This window comes from Halorientalis sp. IM1011, assembly GCF_001989615.1.
GTDB lineage: Archaea > Halobacteriota > Halobacteria > Halobacteriales > Haloarculaceae > Halorientalis.
Map to the genome: position 1 here is coordinate 201,476 of NZ_CP019068.1, position 23,444 is coordinate 224,919.

The 23,444-nt window shown below is 59.1% G+C and carries 21 protein-coding genes; 14 read left to right on the plus strand and 7 right to left on the minus strand.

The features are described 5' to 3' along the window. Positions 1-228 precede the first annotated feature (228 nt). The 6 genes from BV210_RS18510 to BV210_RS18535 all read left to right on the plus strand — a co-directional run bounded on the left by BV210_RS18510 (position 229) and on the right by BV210_RS18535 (position 9,012). A complete protein-coding gene (locus BV210_RS18510; protein ID WP_077208250.1) occupies positions 229-879 on the plus strand; it encodes a helix-turn-helix domain-containing protein in 651 nt (216 codons plus the stop codon). Positions 880-881: 2 nt separating this feature from the next. Beyond that, on the plus strand, positions 882-2,387 hold the full coding sequence (locus BV210_RS18515; protein ID WP_077208251.1) for a class I SAM-dependent DNA methyltransferase: 1,506 nt from the start codon (positions 882-884) through the stop codon (positions 2,385-2,387). After that, entirely contained in the window at positions 2,380-3,807 is a 1,428-nt protein-coding gene (locus BV210_RS18520) for a restriction endonuclease subunit S (protein ID WP_077208252.1), read from the plus strand. Before BV210_RS18515 ends, BV210_RS18520 begins: the two co-directional genes overlap by 8 nt. Positions 3,808-3,874: 67 nt before the next feature. After that, positions 3,875-5,314: a class I SAM-dependent DNA methyltransferase gene (locus tag BV210_RS18525; protein ID WP_172824934.1), complete on the plus strand. Its 1,440-nt coding sequence runs from the start codon at positions 3,875-3,877 to the stop codon at positions 5,312-5,314. Then, on the plus strand, positions 5,307-8,279 hold the full coding sequence (locus BV210_RS18530; RefSeq protein ID WP_077208254.1) for a type I restriction endonuclease subunit R: 2,973 nt from the start codon (positions 5,307-5,309) through the stop codon (positions 8,277-8,279). Before BV210_RS18525 ends, BV210_RS18530 begins: the two co-directional genes overlap by 8 nt. A gap of 1 nt (position 8,280) precedes the next feature. Further along, positions 8,281-9,012, plus strand: a complete 732-nt coding sequence (locus BV210_RS18535) for a M48 family metallopeptidase (RefSeq protein WP_077208255.1) — start codon at positions 8,281-8,283, stop codon at positions 9,010-9,012. 32 nt (positions 9,013-9,044) lie between these two features. On the opposite strand, the gene BV210_RS18540 is transcribed toward BV210_RS18535, so the two are convergent. The 3 genes from BV210_RS18540 to BV210_RS18555 all read right to left on the minus strand — a co-directional run bounded on the left by BV210_RS18540 (position 9,045) and on the right by BV210_RS18555 (position 10,937). Further along, entirely contained in the window at positions 9,045-9,455 is a 411-nt protein-coding gene (locus tag BV210_RS18540) for a hypothetical protein (protein WP_084802725.1), read from the minus strand. 309 nt (positions 9,456-9,764) lie between these two features. Continuing rightward, positions 9,765-10,313, minus strand: a complete 549-nt coding sequence (locus BV210_RS18545; RefSeq protein ID WP_077208256.1) for a TATA-box-binding protein — start codon at positions 10,311-10,313, stop codon at positions 9,765-9,767. 354 nt (positions 10,314-10,667) lie between these two features. Continuing rightward, entirely contained in the window at positions 10,668-10,937 is a 270-nt protein-coding gene (locus tag BV210_RS18555) for a hypothetical protein (protein WP_077208258.1), read from the minus strand. Between the two features lie 154 nt (positions 10,938-11,091). Here BV210_RS18555 and BV210_RS18560 point away from each other — a divergent pair, with 154 nt between their 5' ends. Continuing rightward, a complete protein-coding gene (locus BV210_RS18560) occupies positions 11,092-11,307 on the plus strand; it encodes a hypothetical protein (protein ID WP_077208259.1) in 216 nt (71 codons plus the stop codon). Between the two features lie 517 nt (positions 11,308-11,824). Continuing rightward, positions 11,825-12,673: a hypothetical protein gene (locus tag BV210_RS18570; RefSeq protein WP_084802726.1), complete on the plus strand. Its 849-nt coding sequence runs from the start codon at positions 11,825-11,827 to the stop codon at positions 12,671-12,673. Positions 12,674-13,118: 445 nt separating this feature from the next. Here the strand turns inward: BV210_RS18570 and BV210_RS20085 are convergent, their stop codons facing one another. Next, positions 13,119-13,559, minus strand: a complete 441-nt coding sequence (locus tag BV210_RS20085; RefSeq protein ID WP_157526167.1) for a hypothetical protein — start codon at positions 13,557-13,559, stop codon at positions 13,119-13,121. 277 nt (positions 13,560-13,836) lie between these two features. On the opposite strand from BV210_RS20085, the gene BV210_RS18575 reads away from it, so the two are divergent. Then, positions 13,837-14,085: a hypothetical protein gene (locus BV210_RS18575; protein ID WP_077208263.1), complete on the plus strand. Its 249-nt coding sequence runs from the start codon at positions 13,837-13,839 to the stop codon at positions 14,083-14,085. A 67-nt stretch (positions 14,086-14,152) separates the two neighbouring features. On the opposite strand, the gene BV210_RS18580 is transcribed toward BV210_RS18575, so the two are convergent. Together BV210_RS18580 and BV210_RS18585 are read right to left on the minus strand one after the other, a co-directional pair. Beyond that, positions 14,153-15,658 carry a class I adenylate-forming enzyme family protein gene (locus tag BV210_RS18580; protein ID WP_077208264.1) on the minus strand — a complete coding sequence of 502 codons (1,506 nt, stop codon included), beginning with the start codon at positions 15,656-15,658 and terminating at the stop codon, positions 14,153-14,155. A gap of 180 nt (positions 15,659-15,838) precedes the next feature. Beyond that, positions 15,839-16,615 carry an IclR family transcriptional regulator gene (locus tag BV210_RS18585; RefSeq protein ID WP_077208265.1) on the minus strand — a complete coding sequence of 259 codons (777 nt, stop codon included), beginning with the start codon at positions 16,613-16,615 and terminating at the stop codon, positions 15,839-15,841. A 336-nt stretch (positions 16,616-16,951) separates the two neighbouring features. Here BV210_RS18585 and BV210_RS18590 point away from each other — a divergent pair, with 336 nt between their 5' ends. Beyond that, positions 16,952-18,100, plus strand: a complete 1,149-nt coding sequence (locus tag BV210_RS18590; RefSeq protein WP_077208267.1) for a hypothetical protein — start codon at positions 16,952-16,954, stop codon at positions 18,098-18,100. Then, positions 18,100-19,854, plus strand: a complete 1,755-nt coding sequence (locus tag BV210_RS18595; protein WP_077208268.1) for a GMC family oxidoreductase N-terminal domain-containing protein — start codon at positions 18,100-18,102, stop codon at positions 19,852-19,854. Before BV210_RS18590 ends, BV210_RS18595 begins: the two co-directional genes overlap by 1 nt. Positions 19,855-19,919: 65 nt before the next feature. On the opposite strand, the gene BV210_RS18600 is transcribed toward BV210_RS18595, so the two are convergent. Then, on the minus strand, positions 19,920-21,203 hold the full coding sequence (locus BV210_RS18600; RefSeq protein ID WP_077208269.1) for an RNA-guided endonuclease TnpB family protein: 1,284 nt from the start codon (positions 21,201-21,203) through the stop codon (positions 19,920-19,922). 291 nt (positions 21,204-21,494) lie between these two features. Here BV210_RS18600 and BV210_RS18605 point away from each other — a divergent pair, with 291 nt between their 5' ends. The 3 genes from BV210_RS18605 (at position 21,495) to BV210_RS18615 (ending at position 23,284) form a co-directional block, all read left to right on the plus strand. Continuing rightward, positions 21,495-22,073: a hypothetical protein gene (locus BV210_RS18605; protein WP_077208271.1), complete on the plus strand. Its 579-nt coding sequence runs from the start codon at positions 21,495-21,497 to the stop codon at positions 22,071-22,073. 231 nt (positions 22,074-22,304) lie between these two features. Continuing rightward, positions 22,305-22,697 (plus strand): hypothetical protein, encoded by a 393-nt coding sequence (locus tag BV210_RS18610; RefSeq protein WP_077208272.1) that lies wholly within the window; start codon positions 22,305-22,307, stop codon positions 22,695-22,697. 2 nt (positions 22,698-22,699) lie between these two features. Then, entirely contained in the window at positions 22,700-23,284 is a 585-nt protein-coding gene (locus BV210_RS18615; RefSeq protein ID WP_077208273.1) for a hypothetical protein, read from the plus strand. Positions 23,285-23,444 lie beyond the last annotated feature (160 nt).

Here is a 23,444-nt window from a genome sequence, read left to right on the forward strand (position 1 = left end):
AGAAGTACCCTACCAAAGAGTGCCGCAAATTGAGCCACACTCTGGTGTCTACTGATACAACGTAGTGGACTTCTGGAAATCAACGGGATCTGAAAAACTTGATAGACAATATTTGCTCATTAGCCTCTGAAAGGCATACCAAAACTGAAGTTAGGGGTACTAAACACAATTTTAGTGTGGAATTCTACTACCCAAACTTCTATATGGTGGTGGTGTGCCAAACAAATCATGCGACTCACGGAGGCTCGTGAAGGGAAAACCAGAACCCAGGTCCTTGCGGCCATCGCAGACTTGCAACGGAACGATGGCCCGCCGATCCAGAAGGACCTCGTGGAGAAGCTCCCGATGACGAAGGGTGCCGTCTCACAGAACTGCAGTCGACTCGTCGAGGAGTCATTACTGCGAGAACACGATGGCCGGTATCGCGTCGATACAGGCCGTCTCCTCGATGATTATCGAGAGCACTTCGAGGAATACCTGCGACGCGCACCACAGAGTGAGCTCTACGAGCAGGAGGTGTCAGACACCAACGAAACCCGCACGCGGACCAAGCGCTCAGCGACTGAGTACTTCGAAGCCGACCTCCTCGAAGACATCCTCCTCACGTCGCTCGTGAGCTCGCTCGGAAAGAACAACATCCAGACCCTCCGGGAGGTGTTCCTGTACACGGACGATGTGCTATATCACGTCGCCTACCGTGCTGTGAGCGCGGAAACCGACGTGCCAGCAGAACTGAAACCAATCCTCAAGCTGGCGGCGTGTCTGGACGCCACCCCCGACCTGGTAGAAGAACTCGCGAACAGACACGACCTCCACGCCGAACTCGCTGGCCAATCGCCGGCGACCGAGATCGCCAAACACGCCTACGGAGGAGCCTAATTATGTCAAAGATCACCTCGTATACTGACTCGATCACGCTGGAAGAGCTCGAAAATCACCTGTTCGAGTGTGCGGACATCATCCGCAACACCGTCGACAAGACCGACTACAAGGACTACATTCTCCCGATGGTCTTCTATAAGACGCTCAACGACACGTACGAAGACCAGCGAGAGGATGTCCTCGAGGAGTTCGGCGACGAGGAAATCGCCGACGACCCGAGTTTCTACGACTTCCCGATCCCCGAGGGCTACCAGTGGGCCGACCTCCTCGATACGAACAAGAACGTCGACGAGTTCCTGAACGAGGCATTCGAGGCGATCGAACGGGAGAACCCCGAGCTCCAGGACGCGTTCCGCGCCGACTACGTGAGCGCCGACGCGCTGGACGACGACCGCCTCAAGGATCTCGCCCACCATCTCGACACGTACAACCTGAGCGCCGAACGCGTCCCCCCCGACACGCTCGGGGAGGCGTACATGGACCTCGTAAAGCATTTCGCCAGCGAGGAAGGGAAGGAGGGGGGCGAGTACTTCACCCCACCCAACATCGTACAGATGATGGTTCGGCTTCTCTCACCCGTCGAGCCCGGGGACTCAATCCACGACCCGACGTGTGGCTCCGCGGGAATGCTCGTCGAGGCGGCGCGGTACTTCCGCGAGGAGCAGGGCGGCGACCCGACGAAGCTGACACTCACGGGCCAGGAGATGAACCCCGACATCGCCGCCATCGCGAAGATGAACCTATTCATCCACCGGTACGAGGGAGAAATCGCCCGGGAGGACTCCCTTCGCAACCCGCAGTTCACGACGGGCAAGGGCCAGCTCCAGACGTTCGATTACGTGCTTGCCAACTTCCCGTTCTCGGCGGACTGGGCTAAGGACCACCTCCAAGACGACAAGTTCGGCCGGTTCGACTGGGCGGACAAGCTCCCACGTGCCGATCGGGGCGACTATGCCTTCATCATGCACATGGAGGAACAGCTCAACGAAACAGGGCAGGCGGCTATCGTCGTCCCCCACGGCGTGCTGTTCCGGAAGCACGAACGGCGGTACCGGGAGCCGATGATAAAGCGGGACATTATCGAAGCGGTGGTCGGGCTTCCCGAGAACCTGTTCCAGAACAACTCGATTCCGTCGGCAGTCCTGGTACTCAACGAGGACAAGCCCGACAAGCGCGCGGACGAGATACAGTTCATCCACGCCGCCGACGAGGACTTCTATCGAGAGCTCTCTAACCAGAACGAGCTAACCGAGGACGGACTGGACCACATCGTCAAAAATTTCGACGAGTGGCGAACCGAAGAGCGGGTGAGTCGGACGGTCCCGCTGGAGGAGATTAGAGAAAACGACTACAACCTGAATATCGCGCTGTACGTTGATACGACCGAACCCGAAGATTACATCGATGTTAACAAGGAATTAGATGAGCTACGGAAGTTACAGGCCGAACGCGAAGAGATCGAGGCGAAGATGACCCAGCACATGGAGGCGCTGAACTATGAGTGAAGACTCCACGCTGGATGAGTTCGTGGAAGATCACGAAGGTACCTCAGACCACTCGATAAAGTCTGTGCCTTCCTCTGAAATTAAGTCGAGTCTCGATGAAACCGCAGTCGGGGAAATCCCGTCAGAATGGAAAGTTACCCGACTTGGAGATATTGCAATCGAGCGAGAATATGGCTTATCCGAATCTGCGGAAGAGTATGACCCAGAGAAGCCACGGTACATACGAACCCAGGATTTCGACGACTTTGCAGGTCTAAAAAAAGACAGCAAGGCGAGCCTCTCCTGGGAGAAAGCTAAAGATGAGCTTCTGGAAGAGGGCGATATGTTATTTGCTCGTAGTGGATCAGTTGGAGCTTCTCTCGGTAAAATATATCTATACGATCCAAATCACGGTCCATGCTGTTATGGGGGATATTCCATTCGCCATCGACTCCAGAAAGAAGGTCTCAATCACCAATATATTGCCCAGTTTGCGCTGAGCGAGCGTTATTGGGATTGGATTCGTCGAAGAGCGAAAACAACCGCTCAGTCTAATATCAATACTGGCGAGTATGGATCTCTTCCGATCCCTGTTCCCCCACTCGAAGAGCAACGCAAAATCGCCAGCGTACTCTATACCGTCGATCAGGCTATTCAACAGACTGGGGCGATAATTAAACAACTCGAAACGGTCCGCCAAGGGACAGAACAGGACGTGCTTTCGAGAGGCGTTTGCGAGAATGGTACACTTCGTTCGGACGACGAAATCGAATATCGAAACAGTTGGGTCGGTGAAATTCCTCAAGACTGGGCAGTCAAACAGTACAGTGAGTTGATTTCAGACTCGTCAGTCGGTATCGTCGTCAAGCCCTCTCAATACTACGATGACAGTGGGAGGGTCCCAATCCTTCGGTCTAAAGACATCTCCCCCGACGGAATCGCGGATGGGGACTTCGAGTATATGACTGAAGAATCAAACGCAGAAAATGAGAACAGTCAACTACGAGAAGGAGATGTAATTACAGTGCGATCTGGTGATCCCGGACTTTCCTGTGTTGTCTCCTCTGAGTTCGACGGAGCGAACTGCGCCGATTTACTCATATCTACACCCGGCCCAGATTTAGACTCCCATTATGCCGCTCTGTGGATCAATTCGTTCGCAGGAAGAAAGCAAATAAATAGATTTCAGGCTGGGTTAGCACAGAAGCACTTCAATCTCGGAGCTCTCAGAAAGCTTCAAGTCGGAGTGCCGTCGCTCGATGAGCAGAAGCGGATTGTCGAAAAGGTATCATCAATATCAGAATCCATCGAACGCGAGAGAGAGTGCAAAAGACAGCTCCAATGCCTCAAACAGGGCCTGATGCAGGATCTCCTCTCGGGAAGAGTCCGCACCGCTGATCGCGACATCCACGTGCATCCAGAGGTGGAAGAACATGGATAGTGGGCACCCACTCACGGACGGCGGATCCGACGCTCTCTACGATGTCTTCGAGGACTGCCTCGACCAAATGGAGGACGACAGCGAGATCGATAAGACCGAGTACAGGGAATTTCTACTCCCACTAATCTTCTACAAATGCGCCAACGACACCTACTTGGACGAGTACGAGGAGGCGGTCGAGGAGTTCGGGGAGGACCTAGCAGACGACCCCGCGTTCTACTGGATGCAAGTGCCCGACGGATACCTCTGGGAGGACCTGATGGCCACGAACAAGCGGGTTGACGAGGGTCTCAACGAGGCGATTGAGGCGTTCGAAGAGGCCAACAACGACCTCGGGATCTCCTTCGGGGTGGACTACCTCTCGTTCGACGCGGAGGATACTACACTCAAGAGTCTACTGCAGATGTTAGACACCGTCGACCTAAGCGTGAAGAGCGTCGACCACGACGCCGTGACTGAGGCGTACATGATGCTGGTGCGCCAGTTCGCCGAGGAGGAAGACCGGGACGCCGGTGAGTTCTACCAGCCCCCCAAGGTGATTGATATGGTCGTCCAGATGCTGGCCCCCTTCAGGAACGGCGAGTCCGTCTACGACCCGACTGCGGGCGCGGGCGACATGCTCGTCGGCGTGGCCAGTCACTATCGAAACGCAGGCGGAGATCCGAACAAGCTGACCTTCGTCGGTCAAGAGTCAATAAAGGGGATGACAGAAGCGGCAGATCTCAATTTCCTACTTAACGATGTTGAGGCAGAAATTGAGGACGCGGATCCGTTAGACGAGCCGCGTAGAAGTGATGACGGCACCCTAGAAAAGTTCGACTACGTTCTCACTAACTTCCCATACTCCGCAGACTGGAACAAGGACGAACTACAAGACGACCCCCGGTTCGGGCACGTCGACAAGGACCCCCGCACGGACCGGGGCGACTACGCCTACATCCTGCACATGTACAGTAGTCTGGCCGAGGACGGGCAGATGGTTACTCTGGCACCGCAGGGTGTCCTCTTCCGGCAGAACGAGTCACCGTTCCGAAAATTCATGGTGGAGCAGATGGACGTCATTGAGGCGGTAATCGGCCTCCCCGAGAAGTTGTTCGGCGAGGACACGGGTATCGCGCCCGCCATCCTAATTCTGAACAAGGACAAGCCTGCGGAGCGCGAGGACGAAGTGCTATTTCTCCACGCTGCACACGAGGACTTCTACCGGGAACTCGACAACAAAAACCGGCTGGAACCAGATGGAGTTGACCGGACGGTCGAGATCTTTGAGGAGTGGCGGTCCGAGGAGCGGGTGTCTCGGGTGGTGGACACCGACGAGATCGAGGAGAACGACTATAATCTCAACCTCGCACTCTACGTCGACACCACCGAACCCGAAGAGGAGATCGATACGGTGGCGGAGGCGAAGGAGTTGGCCAGACTGGAGGCCGAACTCTCGGAGATACGCAACCGGATGAAACACGATCTCCAGGAGCTGTATGGCGAGGGAGTAAACCAATATGAGTGACACCAGTCCAGAACCTGTCGAAACCCCCAGCGAAACCGGCGTCGAGATCAATGTCCTCCAGTGGCTCGATGAGATGGGCTGGGAGACGTACGGGAAAGACGGCAGCTACGGCGCGACCGTCTTAGACCAGCAGTACGACCGCGATCTCTCTGAGGTCGTCTACTGGGAGATCCTCAAAGAGCAGCTCATCGCGCTGAACGAGAAGATGGACGAGAGGGAGGCCGACCGGTTTCTCAACTCGTTGCAGCGGGATCTACGGACCGAGAACCTCATCGCGGCCAACGAGAAGTTCACCAAACTCCTCAGAAACGGAAAGAAGCACACCTACGACGACGGCGAGACCGAATACGTCACCCTCGTCAAATTCGATGGCCTCGACGAAAACCGGTGGATAGCAGCCAACCAGTTCCGCGTCCATCGGGAGAAGGCGATCCGGCCCGACGTCGTCTGTTTCGTCAACGGCATCCCGCTCGTCGTCTGGGAACTCAAGTCGGCTACCCAGGGGAACACCTACCAGGACGCGATCACGGACCTCGTCTCGTATCAGGACGATGTGCCCCGGCTCTTCGTCCCGGTACTTTTCAACGTTGCTGCCGACGACCTCGAGTTCAGATACGGCTCTGTGAACGCGCCGGCAGAGCACTACTATCCCTGGCGGGATGACGACACGGATCTCGACAACGACCTCAAGGAAGCGGTCGTGGCCCTCTTCCAGAAGCAAGTGCTGGCGGACCTCCTCGACAGATACGTATTCTACGAGGAGGCCGCCGGCGGCGATCTCAAGATTGTGCCGCGATATATGCAGTACTACGCGACCGAAGCGATTCTCGACCGCGTCGAGGACTCGGACGAAAACAACGGCCTTATCTGGCACACCCAGGGGAGCGGGAAGTCGTATACGATGGTCTTTGCCGCCTGGAACCTGTTAGAGCGTAGCTTCCTCGATAACCCGCAAGTGCTGCTCGTCGTCGACACCGACAAGCTCAGAACCCAGATGGAGAACACCCTCTCCAATATCGATTTCCCCCGGTTCGAGGTTGCGGAGAGCATGGATCACCTGCAGGGGCTACTCGAGGAGGGGAGCAGCAAACTCGTGCTCACCACGATCCAGATGTTCGAGGATGTCGATGCCGAGGTTCAGACGAACGATGAAACTGTCGTGTTCGTCGACGAGGCCCACCGGTACATGGAGAAGGATCTTGGAATCAGCCTACACGCTGCTATTCCCAACGCCCAGCATTTCGGCTTCACCGGCACGCCCGTCCGAGAAGAGGAAAGGGACACATTCGACAACTACTCGCCAGGGGGCGAGGAGACGCTCCATCAGTATTCGATCAAAGACGGGATCGACGACGAAGTGGTCTTAGAAGTTCACTTCGATGTGAGACAACAGGAGTGGCAGATCGATGAATCCTCGCTCGACGAAGAGTTTGAACGCTCTTTCGCGGATCTAGATGTTGAGGAAAAGAGCGAGATCATCCGCAAACACGTCACGCGCTCCGAACTCGCGGAGCTACGGCCGCGCGTCGAAAGCGTTGTCCTAGATATCGTTGAGCACTACGAGGAGAAAGTCGAGCCCAACGGCTGGAAAGCGATGGTCGTCACGCCCACCCGTCGCGCCGCTGCGTTGTACGGCGAGGAGCTCCAGAAGCTCCGTGATCCCGAAGACGTCGAGGTCCTCGTAACCTCGCAGGGTGACGACGAGAAGCTCATTCAGAAGTTCCACACGACGAAAGAGCAGCGGGAATCGATCGTCCAGCGGTTCAAGAACCCCGACGAATACGAGGACGATCCCAAGATCCTCGTCGTCTGTGATATGCTGCTCACGGGGTTCGACGCCCCGATTTTGAAGACGATGTATCTAGACCGGAATCTCAAGAATCACAACCTTCTCCAGGCGATCGCCCGCACCAATCGGCCCGCCGACGGCAAGGTGAACGGCGAGATCGTCGATTACGCGGGGGTCTTCGCGAGCGGCAACATCGAGGACGCACTCGAGTACGACGCCGAAACGCGCAACCACGCAGCGAAGGACGTCGACGAACTCCTCGACGACTTCGAGGAACTGCTCGCAGAGACGATGGCGATCTTCGAGGATGTCGAGAAGGTCGACAGCCAAGAAGCAGTGAACCACGCCGTTGCGCTCGCGAACGAACACAGGGCGGAATTCGAAGACAGCTACGCCCGATTGCAGGACATGTACGAGTCGATCGCCCCCGACAAACGGCTGGAGACACGGGGGCTGCGGGACCCGTACCAGTGGCTCAACCGGATCTACCTTGCCTACCGGCGGAGCCAGCGCGACCCTGACCCCGAGGAGGACGTACGGGAGAAGACGCTGGAGATCATCGAAGAGAACGTCGATGTCGGCGAAATCAAGAACAATACGCCGATCTACAAGATCAGCGAAGAGCACCTCGAGAAGGTCCAGGACCTGGAGCCGAAGGCGAAGGCCACCGAGATCGCCCATGCCACGCAGGACCACCTGCAGGGCCGCCGAACCACGAACCCCCGGTACCAGCGCATCAGTCAGCGCGTCGAGCAGCTGGTGAACGATTGGCGGTCGGGTGATCTAGAAGCACCTGAGGTCGCAGAGGAACTCGAAGAAGCCGAGAAAGAGGCTCTCGCTGTTGGTGAGCAACGGGACGAACTCGACATGTCCGAGTCGGTGTTTGCTGTCTACTCCGCTCTCACAGACAGCTACGATGTCGAAGAGACCGAGGCTGCTGCGATTGCTGCGGACATTCTCGACGGCTTCGACGAGATTGATACCAGCTTCGAGGGCTGGCATATGAGCGATCGCGTCAGGAAGAAAATCCGTCAGACAGTGATTCGCACACTGGTGGGCGAGGAGCATGACCGAAAAGACCTCTACGACACAGAAGGTCTAGTCAGGGAGATTGTCGAATACCTAATCCGCAACGAACAGGCGGAGTCCGACGAGTCTGCACCGATGGGAGGGTAACATGGGTGTGGGCAATACGACGGGCACGGCCGAGATCGAGATCGCCGGTTCGGAAATCGAGTACCGTGTCGTCGAGAGCGCTGACGCTACACAGCCCAGGATCGACGTCGACATTCACGAGGTCAAAGTAGTCGTCCCGGAGAATGGTGCTGTCGATCCGCATGAATTTATTCGCGAGAATACCGATTGGATCGCTCGGAAATGGCGCAAGTACGACGAGTACCGTGACCGAGCCCCGGATAGGACGTTTGAACCCGGTGAGACGTTCCCGTATCAAGGTGACGACCACACTTTTCGCGTCCGGGATGTGGATGAGCACGGAATCACCGACGATGAGATCGTTCTGGCCAAGCACGCCGTCAAGGAGTCATCCATCAAAGACGAGTTAGAGGCGCTCTTTCGAGAGCAGGCCCGGACGCTCTTCGAGGAAGTAGTAGAGGAGCACGCCGACGAAATGGGTGTCGAGTACGAAGGGCTGGCCGTACGGAACCAGCGTACTCGATGGGGAAGCTGCTCCCCAAAACAGAACCTGAGCTTCAATTGGCGACTCATTATGGCGCCGCCAGAGATCGCAGAGTACGTCGTCGTACACGAACTCGCCCACCTACGGGAGCAGAATCACACCAACCGCTTCTGGCGTATCGTTCGCGAGCAGCTCCCGGATTACCGCGAACGGGCCAACTGGTTAGAAGAGCACAGTGTAGATCTCATCTTTACTGAGGACGATCTGTAGGTAGAGCCGCGGTTCAGCGTCCGCCCCAGCAATTAGTCAAGACGGGAGGCCAGATGCTCGACCGGCCCTCGCGCTGTCGCTTCAGACATCGTTCCACCGATGATGATCTTTCCGCTGGAGAATACGAGGTGTGTGACATCAAGTTCTGGCGGTCGGTAGATCAGGGCAAGAAACTGTTCCGGTTCGTATTCAGTTTGCTCGAGCCCGAGTTTGAGTACCAATCGTTCCAAATCCAAGCTCCGATCAAACGTCTCCATGAAGACGGCCGTTCGTTGCTCAAAGGAGTAATCAGGAAGCTCCAGCCCAATTTCATCCAGCAGGTCAAGTAACCAACTCTGTGCTGCCTCAAGATCTGCTTCGGTCTTTGCCCCTCTGATTTGGATAGTGCCAGTCCGATAGAACTGATACGCAGCGCCATCCGGATCAAGCCGGACAGTAACCATTCCAGACCGGTGAAATTTGCTGTGACATCATGGTCCACAGCCTCCTGTAAGCGTCTACGGACACATCGAGATCAAGCTCACGACCGAGCGAGCCTGAGCCCATCGTACTAACAATCTCCATCAGTCAGGATGTCACCTACTTCCCCCACCGACTGCTTATGTATTGTTGAATCGCGAAGTGGTATCTGAGGAAAGGAACGGTATAGCAATGGTCGTATCTTACCTAACAGTAGTCGCTACTTCGTATACACTTGTTTGGTAAGACAGTCAGTGAAGAGCCGATCCACATCGCATTTCGAGAGGGCCCTTTCAGACGACGGCTTGAATCCGTCCACGGAGATCGTTGACCGCTTCGGAGACAGCCTCAAGATCGGTGAGCCCAGTACACAAGAGTTTCCCGCTCGCGAAGACGAGGATCACGTGGTCCGCCCCACGATACATCAGCGCTGGAAACTGCTCCGGCTGGTACTCGAGGGCGTCCATCCCTAGCTCGAGGGTGAGCAGTTCCAGCGGAATCGGCGAGCCGAGATCGCTCGTCGCCACGATATTACTGATTTCAGCCACCGGCACGTACTCGAAGTCCAGCAGCTCACGCATGACTGCATTCACACAGTCGACCATCGTTTCGAAGTGTTCGATGGACCGACAGCCAGCGATTGAACAACGTCCCGTCCGATAGAAGGCAACATACGTGTCGTTGGGGGCAAAGCGCGTCTGTAACCAGTGGTTGTCGGCCGGTTCGTAGCTGACGTCCGTGATTTTGTCCCGCTCGTCGAACGTCTCAGCAAGCGCCGCGAGGTCGAGTTCCTGCTGATTGGTGATCATCCCGACGACGTTAGCGACCTCAAGCTCCGTCACTGTCTCATCGTAGACCGCACCAGGCGAAAAGTCCGATGATGACGCTAATACTACTTGATTCGGTGGTCATGATTATCGCGCTAATCGAGTATAGTTCAAAGAGTACAGTAATCAATCAAATATTCCTAAGGTTCCACTCTGTTGATTGCTACCGCGGACAGTCGTGCGCTTGAATCCGCTCTGCCATCCCAAGTCGTCCACAGACAGGACACTCCACCAGCTCATCCACCCCGTCATTGTCGAACTCGTCCAAGGCCACCCGCAGATGTGCAACCACATCGGGCAGCACAGCACGAGTGTACGCCTGGACTAACTGATGCCGAACAGCCTCTGTATCAACACAGGCAGTCATACTCAACTCACCCCAGCAGCTAACGCATCACCGAAGGTTTCGAAGAGCCGTCGATCGGCCCACCCGCGTTTCTGAGCGACGAAGGCCATCCACTCGTCGATACTCGCCTCCGCGAGGTCAGCGACGTGTTCGCGGTGGCCATCCGGCGCAACCGCGACGACGGAGTCAGTGACTGTGTTGTAGACGTGATCGGTGCCAGTTTCATCCGTACCACAGAACAGCCATCGTGGCCGGACGGAAGCGTTTTCAGAAGTGCGTGTGTTCGTTGCCATGGGTTCAAACCTCGCTTGGAACCCTAGCTCGCCTGTCTCAGCAGGCGGGCGGCTTTCTGCCTGATACCACCCTTGAGAGCCAGTGTTCCTACCAAAATGGTTTGGCTAGAAGGACCATAATACTTTTGCTATTGGTAAAGTAAAATGCGCAGTGATGGCGCAGGGAAAGCAAACGGTCTCCGACGAGGAGATCATAAGCGCATTCGAATCTAACGAGGCACCCTTCACGACAGCAATTGAATTAGCTGAGGAGTTCGAGATGACGCGCCAGTGGGCGCACAATCGGCTCCAGGCCCTTTACGAAGACGATACAATTAACCGGAAAAAGGCAGGCTCCCGGAATGTGATTTGGTGGCTGCCCGACGGCTAATCTTCACTTCTCGTGTCCGCTAAGTACTGTTCGCCAGTGGTGGTTATCCAGTAGAATCGAGCGCGTCCGCCCGGGTTCTTACTTTCAAGGCACCCGTCGTCCTTGAGCTGCTTTAATCGCTGATCTGCCCATTGGCGAGTCTTATCGAATTCATCTGCGAGTTCTTGAGCGGTAAATGCCGGATCTGGCGACTCCACGAAGAACTCGAGTACCTCGCGTTTCGAGACCGACGGGTCCGGGCCGCGTGTCACACTCAGAGTTATCGGATAGGTGGTTTAGGTATTCCGTCACATTACCATTTACCATTAGCAAATATTAAGTGCGCGCTGGATGTCATTGTCACTCAGGTTCTACACGGTGGTGACGTCGCCCACGAAAATGGCGACCGTGTGCATCCACGGCCGCCGTGTGGAGCCGGTGGTACCGACATGTTCGATTCGTTCACGGGGACTATTCAATCCCCCGCACGACCAGACGCATCGCTCACAACCACACCCACCACTGGAGGGCGGTCCCAATGACGGACCTCGAGACCCTCGAAGCTCGCATCGCCGACCTCGAGGCGACCGTCGAAGCCCAACAAGACCGGATCAACCAACTCCAGACTGACCTCGAAGACGAACGCCAAGCACGCAAGAACGCCGAAGCCCGCGTCGACGACCTCGAAGCTACCTGCGAAGAACAGGCCGCACTCCTCGACGCACTCCGAAATCGCACGGACACGACCCAGTCCCAGATTGCCGAACTCCAGGCCCGGGAACTCGAAAAGGGCGCGCACCTCGACTACGAGCACGTCGCACCCACCCAGGACAAACTCGATCTGCCGGACGATCGCCTCGAACGCATCACTGACGACGATGGCACCACGTGGGTCCGCTTGCCCGACCACGAGGACCCACTCGATCGCGGGTCGGACACGCTCCCAACAGCGGACCTCCTCCCCATCCAGCAGCTGGCCCGCCTGGACGACGACACACTCGCGTCGGCCACCAACACCAGGGCGGACTACATCGCGGCCCAAGTCTGGGCCGAGCGCACCACACACAGTCCAGGCAGTCTCTGGACCAAGGGCTGCAAAGACGTCGCCGCGTACGTCGACGCCAGCGACATCCGCGTGTTCATCAAGTCGAATCTGGAACGCGACGACGAGTCGCTCAGCCGTGACTACGCCAAGAAGTTAGCCGGCCGTGCGATGGACCGCCTCCGCGAGCTCGCCAAATCCCGGGTCTACATCGACCGCCGTACCCACCGCAAGGACGGCCTCGAGTATACCGAGCGGCGACTGGTCCTGCCCAGTGATGCCGACATCCCGGGCGGGACGGGCACGACTGACGACCCACCGGCGACAGACGCCTTCACCGGGTAGGGCTGTCCCCGGGGGCGAGTCACACCGCTGAGTAAGTGCCACACCCCACGACAGGCCAGCCACCATACCCCACGCGCCGCTGTGTTCATGGGTTGGATACTAGCTGGTCTCTCCCTCGAACGGCTGTCGACGGCTCACACCGAGACCATGGCAGCGAGAACCCACTGGGGACACGAGCTGTCCCCGGCCGATCGACGCACTCGGCCGTAATGGGGCCTCGTCTACTCAAGCCCAAATCCGACAACAGATCGGCTTCTGGTGAAACCAGCAAATCCTGAGAGAGCTAAACTGCTAAGAGAGGATATATTCAGCAATCAACCCGCTCCATGCCGTTGTGACAGAGACGTGGTTGTCATAGAATAGTTCTCATACTAGTTCTTCGCTCCCTTAGTTTGATCAGTACAGACAAATCACTTGCCAATAGATTGAGGCTCCGCTGGATGAACTATGGATCGGTGTGAGTCCGGTTGTAGAGGTGATGCGGCCCTTTTGCGACTTCATTCCAGACCAGGGTTCCTGACCGGTCCACGAAGAGGGATAGAAACGTTGGAGTAGTGGCAAATGGATTGAATGTGGGTGTTCCCCCTTCATCGGGAGCCGTCCCGTCGAGCGTCAACTGGAGGCTGTAGGTCACCGATTCCGTGAATACGTCAGGAATGAGCAATCGATCGTCTGGCTTCAGCGACACACTCGACGAGAGGGTCCGTTGGCTCTCAGGAACTGGATCGGATGTTTCGATTACTTCCACCCCGATAGTATGGGGTAACTCGTGAAGATTGGCGAATCCAAGACTCCCAGCTGAACCAACTGCTGATTCGTTTGGCTGATCGCTTGTCCTGATCTCCGGGCACCCGCTGAGACCGGCACAGACTCCACACCCGACCATCGATAGTAACCTCCTCCTTGTGGCCATAGTTCCTGTCATCTTAACAGTGAGTCATGTAGTATTTGGGGGAAATCAAACCCCGTGGCCCTGATGTGATGCACATCTTGTGAGTTGGATACTTGTATCACCTCGCACGACCAATTATATACGATGAAGAGAGCTTAATCTCTCCCATTACAACTTTTCTGCTATTCAAACGCTAAGTAAGTAGGCTGTAGTGAGCAGTAGAACTGCGTCTTCACTCACGTTTTTTGTTGGTAAGCTGTCCAGTACCCACATGGTCTCGGCCCACTGGCTCATTGCGGCAGCACTCGGCACCGCCGCATCGGCCATCGGGCTGTTGTTGCTCTGGCTGGCACTCACCGGCTCACACGAGGAGCTTCGTCCGCCGGTGGACTGGGGCGCTGATCTGGGACTCGTCGCCGTCGAGCAGACACGTACCAGACGGCTTATCTGGGCAGGATACGGGTTCATATCGCTACTCGCAGGGCTGGCGTGTTTCGCCGTACTCGTCGTCGCGTTCTGACTCCTGAGAAGGGGCCGGTCCCTTCCACAGTGAACGCATTGGTCACCGCGACGCGAGCACCACAGTTCTACGTCAGCGGGGTGGTCCGGAACCGGTCTCTGAGCGCCGTCCGGTCGATCTTTCCGGTCGCTGTCCGGGGTATCTCCTCGACGAACTCGATACGTTCGGGGACCTTGTGATCGCCGAGGCGGGCATTACAGACGGATCGGACGTGCGATTCGGAGACACCGCCATCGCTCGTGAGGACGGCTGTGATGACAGCCCCCTGGCGCCCGTCGAGGGCGTCGACGATCGCTGCGCCCGACACACCGTCGATTTCGTAGAGGACGTCCTCGATCTCGCGCGGGAAGACGTTTGCACAGCCGACCGAGAACATGTCGCCGCGTCGGCCGACCACGAAGAGATGCCCGTCCGAATCGAGGTAGCCGACGTCGCCCGACCGGAGCCAGCGGTCGCCGTCCCGCTCGACGAACGCGTCGGCCTCGTGCTGGCTTCGCTCGAACCCTGGCGTCACCGTGTCACCGCGCCAGAGGAGTTCGCCCCGTTCGCCCTGGTCGACGACGTCGCCGGTCTCGACGTCCTCGATCCGGAGGGCGACGACCTCCGACGCCGGTGGCCCGACGCTCCCGGCCTTCCGCTCGCTCCCGGGCCGGTTGAACGCGGCCAGGGGCGTGGTTTCGGTCATCCCGTAGCCTTCGAGGACCGTCGCGCCCAGCGCAGCTTCCACGTCGGCGATCTTGTCTGCCGGCATCGGCGCGCCGCCGACGACGAGGCGCGTCAGCGACGAGAGGTCGTAATCGGCGACGACCCCCGCCTCGAGCAGGTCCGTCGCCATGTCCGGCGTGAGGAAGGTGTAGGTAACCCGCCGGCGTTCGATAGTCGCTGCAACCCGTTCTGGATCCCACTCGGGCAGGAACCAGTTCTCGGCCTCGGCCAGAAGCAGCGGCGTCGTCGTCACGTTGAGGCCGGTCACGTGATAACACTGGCTGACCGTGAGCCCGACCTCGTCTCTGGTCAGCCGGTGATAGCGACAGATCCCCCGCACGTTCGCGAAGACGTTCCCGTGGGTGTGTCTGACCCCCTTCGGACGCCCGGTCGTCCCGCTGCTGTAGACGACGGCCGCGGTCTCGTCGCGCCGGCGTGGGTGGACGGCGTAGCTCGTGGCGGCCGCCGCGAGTTCGTCCGAGAAGTCCGCGCCGGCGCTGCCGTCGACGGTCAGCGGCGTCGGCACGCTCCTCGCGACCGAACTGAACCCCTCGTCGGTCACCAGGACCGACACGTCGCTGGTGTCCAGGACGTACCGGACCTGCTCGTCGGTAAACCGGGTATTGATCGGGACCGGCACGGCGCCACACTTCATCGCGCCCAGGTAGGCGACGAGGAACGGCACGCCGTTCCGCAGACAGATCCCCACACGGTCGTCGGGCGTTACACCCCGTTCCTCGAAGACGGTCGCCGCCGCGTTCGACGCCGCCGAGAGCTCCCCGTAGGTCACCGCTCGATCCGGGTCCCCCACTGCTCGCGAACCCGGTGCGGCCCGCGCCCCGTGGTCCACGACGTTCCCGAAGTTCATGGGACCACGATTCGGCCCCTTTGGCTTCCTATTTTTTAATCTCGTTTGACCTGTCTAGTACAATTAAGGTATGTCGAACGGGTGGGGAGCGCCCCCATCGGCACAAGCGAGGGTTCGACGCCGGTCGAGTTCTGTCCCACATCGTGGGACGAAGACTGACCAAAATCCGCCTCGGCCGGCTCACTCGGGAGTCGCGAAGACGATGTCGGCTCGCACGTCGTCTGCGGTCTCACGGACACGCGCCGGGAGTCCGGCGTCGAGTGCGGCGTCCATCTCCTCGCCGGGGCCGTAGGCGGCGACCGCGCCGTAGACGCGGTCGTCGGTCGCGATGGGGGCAGCGACGCCGACCATCCCCCGGATGAGTTCGCCGCGGTCCAGAGCGTGGCCGCGCTCGTCGATCGTCGCCAGTTCCGCCCGGAGTTCCTCGCCGTCGGTCACCGTCAGTTCCGTCCGGGACCGGAGCCCATGCTGGTCGAGGATCGCCGTCACCCGGTCCTCGGGCAGTCGAGCAAGGATCGCCTTCCCCGGTGCGTTCGTGTGGAGATACGCCCGCCGTGGATAGGCCTGCGGGGAGGGACGAGCCCCCTCATCCGGGGCCCAGCGGGTGGACTGCAGCGCCACCGCGCGACCGTGCTCCTCGACGACCAGCTGGCAGTATCGGCCCGTGTCTTCCGAGAGGGTTTCGACCGCGCTGCGACCGTGTTCGAAGACAGTCCGACTATTTCGTGCGGCTTGCCCGAGATGCAGGTACGGTCCCCCGAGCCGGTAGGCGCCGTCCTCCTCGATGAGGTACCCCAGCTTCGCCAGCGTTCGGAGGTGGTTATGGACCGTGCTCTTCGGGAGGTCGAGCGCCGCGGCCAGTTCCGTCGCGCCGGCCCGGTCGCGCTCACGGATCTCGTCGACGATCGCGTACGATCGCTGCACCGAACTGATCGGGACCGACGGGGCCTCGTCCATACACGCTAGTCGATCCCGCGTCACTTCAACGTGTACCACATTGTGGGACGACAGATCCCGAAATAGACAGGTGAAATATGAATGATTACAGTAAAGATAATTATCCATTCACAATATTCAGCCCGAATTTCGATATTTTCTAAGACGGTCTAAAATATCTGTATATTTCCTATAACACGATTTTGGCCTTTCTTTTCGACTCTCCTTCGTGTGCTGTAAGCGAGTAATAATGTAGTTTGTATCAGTTACGAGGTTTTATCCACCTGGTATCGTTCTACTTGCGCTGCGGTCACACAGTGACCCACTGCGGGATGCTGTGGTGACCGGGACCACACAATGCACGAATCAGATGGGAGCGACGTGAGCAGGCGGGGAGTCGTCAAGGGCATCGGGGGCCTCGCGGCGCTGTCGATGTCGAACGCGACCTTCGCGGACGCGAAGGCCGCGATGACTTCGCCACTGCAGAGCGATCCACATACGGCAGACACGTATCGAGCGATCGTCGACGCGATCGTCCCGCGAACACCACAACTCGAGGACGAACTCGGGCCGGAACACGTCCCCGGGGGCGTCGACGTGGGCCTGGAGAAGTTCCTCATCTGGGACTTCAACCACTTCCAGGAGATCCGCGCGGAGATGGTCACCGAGAAGACCCACCTGTTGGGCGGCGTCTTCGAGGCCGACGAACCGAGCGGCCCCGAGATGGAGCGGAGCCTCTTCGAGTTGAGTCTGGATCTGACCCAGTACGGATCGACGGTCGACGCGCTGTTCGACCTCCTCGACGTGAGCCTCCTCGGACTGGACGTCGACGGCGACGCGCTCCAGGAGTACCTCACGCTCGGGCCGATCGAACGCTTCGAGATCTCCTTCTCGGACTTCGAGGCGCTCACCGAAGGGCCCGCCGAATTCGAGTTGGTCGTCGAGACGGCCAACGAGACCGTCCACCGCGTTCTCCAGAACTACCCGTACGCGGCGCTGTTCACCATCGTCTTCGATATCGTCGCTGCGGAGTTCCTCGTCCTCGGGAAGAACGAGGACCCGGTCTCCGTGAACGAACAGTTCCCGGCCGGCGGGACGTTCGCTCGACTCTCCCGCGAGGACCGGCTTCGGTGTCTCTGGAGCATCGTCGACGGCGGTCTGATCGACACGCTCGACGAAGTCCTCTCCCCACTGGTACCCGACTTGGGCATCCTGAAGTACGTCGTCATGGCCGTCAACGGCCTCCACGGCTTCGGCTACTACACCGAGTGGGCGGGCCTCGGCGACACCAAGACCAACATGCCGACCGAACGGGAGATGCAGAAAGACCCCAGCCAGGTCCAGAGTCGGCAACAGACCGACTACCCCGGGCCGTCACCGGGCTACGCCGCGGACTGGCGACACGCCGTCCCCGACGGGTTCGCGGACCCCGACGTGGAGGACCTCGACCTGCCGGACGACCTGACTGGCGACGACGTCGTCGACGGCATCGGAGGTGACACCTGATGCGTGACCCCGACGTGGTCGTCGTCGGTGCCGGCGCCGACGGTCCGGCCGCAGCATCGCGGCTGGCGCGCGAACACGGCCTCGACGTGCTCATCCTCGAGGGAGGTCCGTGGCACGGCAACGAGAAGTGGCCCGAACCCCACGCCGACGCCGGCGGCACGGTGAGCACCGATCCCGATGACCTCGACGGGGAACTGCTCGACGAGCAGTTCACCCACCGCGAGGCCGACGCGAACGACCCGACCTACGGCTACCTCCGGGTCGGCCCCGCTGATCACTCGCGGGCCCCCTGGTTCCGCAACCTGCACCAGAACGCGTTCATCTGGCAGGTCGGTGCGGTCGGCGGCACCTCGCTGCACTACTTCGCGAACCACCCCCGTGCCTACCCCCACGCCATCGACGAACAGGGCCACTGGCCCATCGACTACGAAGACCTCGTCCCCTACTACCAGTTGAACGAAGAGGTCACTAGCACCCAGCAAGCCCCGATGACGGCCAAGGAGGAGGTGTTCATCGAGGGCGCGACGAACGCCGGCTACGAGCGCCTCGACACGAAAAACGTCACCAGCACCGGCTGGCGGCCCCAGGCCAACGCCGTCTCCGTCCCGGGCAAGGAAACGACGACCGGCGAACCCCTCGATTCCGAGTACGAGGGCTCGTTCAGTTACGACGACGGCTTCCGCGGGGACACACTCGCCGGCGACCACTTCCAGGGCGGCTCGACGCCCGTCGACGCCCCCGTCCGGGAGAAGGCCCGGAAGTCCGCGAACGTCAGCTGGGTCCCGCGAGCACTGGACACAAACGAGGAACCGAACGCAGGGAACGTCGCCATCCGGCCGAACGCCTTCGTGACTGACATCGAGACGAACGAGGGTCTCGGGACGACGGAGGCGACCGGCGTCACGTTCCGCGACTCCTGGTCGGGTTCCTCCCAGACCGTCTCGGCGGACGCAGTCGTGCTCGCGGCCGGGTGTATCGAGTCGCCGCGACTGTGGCTCAACTCCGGCCTGCCCGACGACGGCTGGGTTGGAAAGGGGCTCACGACCCACTGGTTCGACTGGATCGTCGGCGTCTACGACGACGAGACTGTCGCCGAAATCAACCCCGAGAGCGACCATATGGACCCCTACATCGGGCAGAACTCCGCAGTGCGCTTCGACAAGCCCGGCGTCGGCGGCCTGGAAGACATCGGGATGTCGCCTGGGCTGGTCTCCTACGCCGACTACCTCTTCTCCGATGCCGGCTACAGCTTCGACACGCCCGTCGACCCCGGCGAGCCCTGGGACACCCGTGGCTTCGTCGTGGGCGAGGAGCTGAAACGCCGGATGGCCAACTACCGACAGACAAAGGCCTTGCTGGTACTCACCGACGACCAGCCCCATCAGGAGAACGGGGTCTCGCTGGACACCACCTTCGCCGACGAGCACGGCCCGGTGCCGAAAGTCCGGTACGAACCCAGGGAGGAGGACGACGCCCGACGGGACGAACTCGCGCGCATCGCCGCGAATATCCACCGCGAGGCCGGTGCCAGCCACGTCCACCGCTGTGAGTGGCCGCCGCTGCTGCTGCATATGCAGTCCTCGATGCGGATGGGCAAAGTGCTGGATCAGAACGCCGAGGCGAAGAACGTCTCGCGGCTCTTCGTCGCCGACCACTCCGCGATGGCCAACGGCCTGGGCGGCCCGAACCCGACCAACACTGGGCAGGCCCTCGCTCTGCGGACCGCAGACAAAATCGGCCAACTCTACTTCTGAGACGCCCCTTCCAACCCCTCCCCTCTCACCACATCCGTCTTCTCGCTTCCAGGCCTCGTGAATGTTCACCCCGCCCGCGGTGGGGCGGGGCTTCGCCCGTCCTCGCAAACGGACGTTCCTGCTTCGACGACACGGCTTGCAGGCACGTCACCGGCGTTTGCCTCGGTGCCCGCAGCGGCCGCAGTCTCCACAGGCGTGCCTTCGGAGCATCCCACTCCTAGCCGCGCGAGACCACGCTGAAGAATGTTGAGTGCCGCGTTCCAATCCCTGTCCGTCTCGAACCCACAACTCGGACAGGAATGTTCACGCATCCACAACTCCTTCTCAACCTCCACACCACACCGGGCGCATTCCTTCGTCGTTCCCGGTGCAGGGACTTGCTTGACGTGACACCCGTACAGCTCCGCCTTGTACTCGAGGAGGGTGATGAATTGGCGCCACGCCGCATCCTGCTTGCGACGCGCGTTGTGGGAATCCTCCAGCATCTTCTTCACGTCTAAATCCTCGACGAACACAGCGTCATACTCTCGGCAAAGCCACCGGGTGAGCTTGTGCTGGAAGTCGCGGACTTTCCGCTGAATCCTACGCTTCTGCTTGGCGACGCGTCTGCGTGCCTTCTCCCAGTTATCCGATCCCTCCACACGGCGGCTTTGCGTCCGCTGGGCCTTCTCGAGTCGCTCGTACTCGTCCTCAAGGTCAAGCCGACCAACGCTGAGGCCATCGCTGGTGTGGATGTAGTTCAGGATGCCCAAGTCCACACCCACGCAATCCTCGACATCAATCTCCTCCACGTCGGGTTTCTCGGGAAGGGCGTCCTCTGGGTAGTCGAGGGCGAAGGAGACGAACCACTCACCCGTCGCCTCCTTCTTCAGTGTCACCTCTTTCACCACTGCATCGTTGGGAAACGGACGATGTTGGCGGAAGGGGATCCAGCCGATTTTGGCGAGGCGGACGTACCCAGTGTCGGAAGAGCCCCTCTTCTCGTCAAGGTCGAAGCTCTTCCCGACGTAGGTAATCGAACGGTAGTCCCGTGGTGCCTTCCACTGGAGTTTGCCAACGTTGTAGCCGTTTTCTTTGAGCGCGGAGAGACCGTGGAGGTTGTGGTGGAAACGGCGGACGGTGGCCTGCATAGCAGTACTGGAGAGCTGCTTCCATTCGGGCCACCTGCTGCGCCAGTCCTTCACTTTCTGGTTTTGGTCGTACCGCGTGGGCTTGTCGTCCTCAGGGGCGTTCTCGTAGTCGTGAAGAACGTGGTTGTAGAGTTGGCGGTGGTGGTCAAGATGGTACTCACACGCTTCCTCGAGCCCTTCTTGCTCGGGGTACGCTTGAAAGCGGTGCGAGTAATCCATCGCTGTATGGCGAATGTGCGACTCTACGGTGTTAAAAGCTGCCGTGGGTGTCGGCCTTCACCCCCGCCCACGGTGGGGCGGGGTACCCGGCCTCGGTCTCTTTATGGATCCGAATCTGGTCAGTGACTCGCCCCTGAACGGTGGGCTGCCGCACTGTTACTGCTGGGAGAGGTACGGTTTCCGGTGACTCCAAGAACGACACAGAGAGATCGACGCCAGTCCCGCCGACTCCGTTCGAAGTTTGGGGCCGGATGGCCCTTAATTAAGTGCGTTAGGGTTGAATCCAGCGGTATGGCGACCATTTCGGTCGACGATGAGACGCTCTCTGTCGAGGTAGTCGCTGCAGAGACCGACTGCAATTACTACATCCGCGTCGAGTATGATGACTCCACAGGCTCGCGACAACGCACCGAATGGCAACTCGAGGTCGATAGCCGAAGTGAACTCACCGTCGACAGAATCGAACAGATCCTGACCGAGTGGACGAGCAGTCGTGACGATGTTGCATCCCTCACCAGTTTCTCGATCCAGCGAGTGGACATCGCTCGACGGGGGACATCCACAACGGACGAAGCCAGCAGCGGCACAGCAGACAACCAACCCATCGACCCAGCAACGGCAACGAGTAGGTTCCCATATTCACCTGGGGATCGGATTGCTTACTATGTGGACGGGCCCGACAGTACTGTCTATGGGTACACCACTGAAGCGGTTGTAACAGAACTCCCACCGATTCAGAAACAGAACAGAGAGCCGATCCGTGGCAAGGTCGAAATCGATACTGGGGCAGACACAAAAGTAATCCCGGACGATTGGATAGTCGGACCAGCAGCGGACGTAACAGTGGACAAGCCGAATGACCGTCTTTGACCTCCTTCCCGGCGTAAACGTACGGAATACTGGCGAATGCTAGATGGGCGGGTTCGACCTGCTGTTCCTCCGGACACGACTCTGTTCCCACGAAATCGACTGGCCGTTCATCTTTGCTGTAGCGAGGAAATCCCGCCGTTCACGGCGGGTGAGGAAGTCACCATGCGGTCACTCAATCCAACCGCGTGAACGGCGCGAAAACTAAGTATGTGTAGGACCTACACATAGATAATGGCTGAAGAGAAAACCCGGGTCGATTTCAACGCCCCGAAGTCCCTCGTCGATCGCGCCGACAGCGTCGTTGAAATCCTCGATATCTCTCGTACCCGCCTCCTCATCAAGGCTCTTGAGGACGAACTTGAGGACCTCGCAAACGACGAAGAGTTCCGCCGGCGACTGAGCGACGCCTACTATGAGGGCCGGGTCGACTATGACACCGTCGAAGCAATCCTTGGCCGTGAGGAAGCGATGCGATTGAAACTCCTCCGGGAGTCGATCGACCGAACGCCTGCCATCCCCAGACTCAAGGATGGCCTCCCGAGTAACGATCCCTTCTACGACGGCAAAATCTCCGAATGGAGGGACGCAAGCCCGTCTGATTTCGACGATGAGTCACGTCCCTGAGGATGTCGGAGCGAGCCGTTGCCGTCGTCGATACGAACGTACTGTTGAATCTCGCCACACCGGTCGTTGACGGCCGACCACAGGCACCCTCGGGCGGGGACCCACTCAAGGCACTCCTCACCGCGTACGACGTCCACACTCCCGCAAGCGTCCTCGGTGAGGTCACCGACGCGACAGGGAGCGATGACCTCCTCGCGGCAGCTGCCGAACTGGTGCTCCAAGCAGCCCGCCATCTTACGACGCACGATGTCGACAACCGAGCTGATGGGCCACTCGATTACGGGCTTGATCCCGGGGAATCCGACTGCATCTGGCTGGCCAACGAACTGGACGCAGACGTCTTCATCACCGATGAATTCAATACGACGAATTATTTGCTCGTCACCCTCGCGCTCGACGACCGGAATATTCTCTTCACGACACCGCACATCCTCTGCACGTTCGCAACTCACGGGATTCTACCCGAGGAATACATCGACGCAGCGCTCACGTACTACGTTGAAACCAAAGGCTGGGATGCACAGTATGTGGTCCAGTTGCGCCAGCAGTATCTCGATACATCAGACGAGAGCATCCATCGAGAGTGATTTTCGCTGTTGAATCCACCGTCTGCGTCGAGGCACACGGGGAGGCGCTGTACGAGATGCGAGCTGTCGATCAAGGTGCCTTTGAGTCGCATCGGTCGACGTCCGTTACCCGATAGCACCGCTCTTACCAGCAGAACTAGTCTTCCTGATTGAATGCCTC